Below are 3,013 nucleotides of genomic sequence, written 5' to 3'. Positions count from 1 at the left end.
AGAGCGACGGATCACCGGTCTGCAATCGCACCACGGTCTCGTACCGCTGCACCCGCTCGAGCAACCAAGCGCCGACCTGATCCAGGTCCATGGACTTGGAGTCGGCGATCTCGCATCCTGGCTGCGCCCACTGAAGTGCGGTTTCGGCCACCAGCGAGCCGGTGTAGAGAATAGCGCCGGCCTCGGCCAACAGCCGGGTGCCACGCACCGTGATCAGGTCCGGCGCCCCGGGGCCGGCGCCGACGAACCAGACCTTACCCATGGCGCTGCTCCGCCGCGTGGATGAGATGCCAGGCTAGGCCGTGGCGTTGACTGTGCTGCATGACGTGGATACCTGTTACTTGCTCGTCCCGTTTGGATCGAACCGCTGGAAATTCCTTGCTCAAGCCGACAGACTACCAAAGCAACGCCGACGAGGTGCTGGTGATCGGCGGCGGCGCCGCGGCCCTGAGCGCAGCTATCGCCGCCCGGCGCAACGGCGCCAAGGTGCGGCTGCTGGAGCAAGCCGAGCCCGGATTGCGCGGCGGCAATACCCGTCATTCGCGCAATGCCCGCTTCATGCACGAGACGCCGAGTCTGCTCGCCGCCGGCCCCTATCCAGCCGCCGAGCTGGCCGCGGATCTGCGCCGCGCGACTGGCGCCAATGGGGCGAGTGCGACGACAGCCGGCGTGACCCCTGACGTGACCGATCAGCTGACCGATCAGCTGATTGAAACCTCCGCGACACTACCGGATTGGCTGCAATCGGTCGGGGTCGCCTTGCAGCCGGCTGGCGATGGGCGCCTGCCCGTCTCACGCAAGACGCTGTTCTTCCTCGGCGGTGGCAGGGCGCTGCTGAACGCCCTCTATGAGTGCGCCGAGGCCGAGGGCGTCCAGATCCATTATCAGCATGAGGTGCTCGGTCTGCGGCTCGACAGCGCGCGCGTGCGAGCCATCGATGTCCGCACGCCCGAGGGCACGACCACCTTGCGGCCCGGCGCGGTGATCGCCTGCTGCGGTGCGGCCCAGGCCAATCGCCGCTGGCTGCGGGCGCAGCTCGGCACCGCCGCGGACGGGCTGATCAATCGCGGCACCCCCTATGCGCAGGGGGCCGTGATGCTGTCGCTGCTCGCGCAAGGCGCCCTGGCGGTCGGTGATCCGCGCCGGCTCTATCTGGTCGCGGTCGATGCCCGCTCGCCGGCCGATGACGGCGGCATCGTAACCCGTGTGCGCGGGATGCCGGCGGGGATCGTGGTTGATGCTGATGCCCAGCGCGTCCATGACGAGGGCGCCGATACCGCCTCGACTCGCTATTCGATCTGGGGGCAGCGTCTGGCCGATCTGCCCGGACAGATCGGCTGGCTGATCCTCGACGCCGAGGGCGAACGGACCGCGCCGGCCGGGGTCTATCCCCCCGTGCGCGCGGCGACCCCCGAGGCGCTCGCCACGCAGCTCGGTCTCGACCCGAACCGTCTGGCCGCGACCCTGGCCGCCTTCAATGCCGCAACCCGGCCGCCGGCCGCGGGTGGCGAGACAGCGAGCGCCGAAGCTGCGGGCTGGAACACCGTCGGCCTGTCACCGCCGAAATCGGCGCACGCCCGACCGCTCTGCACGCCGCCCTTCGCGGCCTACCCGATGCGGCCAGGCATCACCTTCAGCCAGTATGGCTTGGCGGTCGATCCGCACTTGCGGGTGCTGCTTCAGGATCAGCGGCCGGTCGAGAATCTCTTCGCCGCAGGTATGATCATGGCCGCAAACCTGATCGGCACTGGCTATCTGTCCGGGGTGGCCTTGACCATCGGCCTCGTCTTCGGCCGGCTTGCCGGCGAGCGCGCCGCGCAAACCGTCAACAGCCGTGCTTGATCCCATCGCTGGTGTCTGGATCAATGATGCCAGCGCCGGACCCGTACGCCGACGCCCAACTCGGCACCCAAGCAAGCATTCAAACCGGACCCCAAGCAGGCGCTCGAATCGATATCCAAAACGGAATGCAAGTCATCACCCAACCCGAACCCCAACAATCAGAGCCCCAAGTAGTGACTCAAGTCAAAGCAGCCGCGCCGGCTCAGCCCGATCCGCACCCATCGCCAGACGCCGCGCCCACCGCTGAGGCCCAGCGCGCGCTCGCGATCTGCAATATCTGCGGCTACTGCAACGGCCTCTGCGCCGTCTTCGATGCCGCGCGGCGCCGGCCGGCGCTCACCGACCCAGACCTGGACCATCTGGCCAACCTCTGCCACGGCTGCCGTAGCTGCCTCTATGACTGCCAGTACGCGCCGCCGCACGCGTTCGCGGTCAACATCCCGCAAGCGCTGGCGCGGGTGCGCTGGCGCAGCTATGCCGCCCATGCCTGGCCGGCCGCCCTCGCGCTGCTATTCCAACGCAACGGCTGGGCAGCCTCACTGGTGGCGCTGGCTTCGATCCTGGCCGTGGTCGGCGCCGTGCTCGCAGTCACCCCTGCCGAGATATTGTTCGCCTCGCATCAAGAGCCGGGCGCCTTCTACCGCATCGTGCCGCATGGGGTCATGGTCGCCGGTGGGGTGCTGTCGCTGGGCTGGTCAGTCCTCGCGATCGCGGTCTCGAGTTGGCGCTTCGCGCGCCGGACGCGCAGCCCGCGCGCTGCAGGTAGGACGGCTGCGGTGGCTCCGATCTCAGCTCGCTTGGGAGGTCGAGCGTCGTCATCCTTCACTCCGAGTGCGAGCAGCGCGGCAGTCAGTCGGGCAAACCAACCGTCTCTCGACCGGACGGCGTCGCAGCAGACAAGCCGCTCACGCTGGCGAGCGGTGATCACAGCCGCGCTTGAGCTGATCCGCCTCACCAACCTACGCGGCGGCGGCCCCGGCTGCCATGAGCGCGCCGGTCCGCCATCGCATTGGCGCCGCCGCCTGCACCATGCGCTGCTCGCGGGCCTGCTGCTCTGTTTCGCGGCGACCCTAACCGCGCTCGGCTATCATCAGCTACTCGATCGGCCGGCGCCCTACCCGCTGCTGAGCGCGCCGGTGCTGCTCGGCAGCGTCGGCGGCGTGCTGATGTT

At 68.9% G+C, this 3,013-nt stretch carries 3 protein-coding genes; 2 read left to right on the top strand and 1 reads right to left on the bottom strand.

The window, feature by feature from the left end; genetic code table 11:
- Nucleotides 1-262: SAM-dependent methyltransferase (locus ACY693_RS17510; RefSeq protein ID WP_462323094.1), on the bottom strand; the 262-nt coding region annotated here is incomplete at its 3' end.
- A 116-nt stretch (nucleotides 263-378) separates the two neighbouring features.
- Here ACY693_RS17510 and tcuA point away from each other — a divergent pair.
- Together tcuA and ACY693_RS17500 are read left to right on the top strand one after the other, a co-directional pair.
- Entirely contained in the window at nucleotides 379-1,842 is a 1,464-nt protein-coding gene (gene tcuA, locus ACY693_RS17505) for an FAD-dependent tricarballylate dehydrogenase TcuA (RefSeq protein WP_462323093.1), read from the top strand.
- Nucleotides 1,843-2,015: 173 nt separating this feature from the next.
- Nucleotides 2,016-3,013, top strand: a 998-nt coding sequence (locus ACY693_RS17500; protein WP_462323092.1) for a hypothetical protein, incomplete at its 3' end; no start/stop codon positions are given.

This window comes from Halochromatium sp., assembly GCF_054919635.1.
Note: the sequence above shows the minus strand (reverse complement) of the source record. Positions and strands in the feature narration are given on the sequence as shown.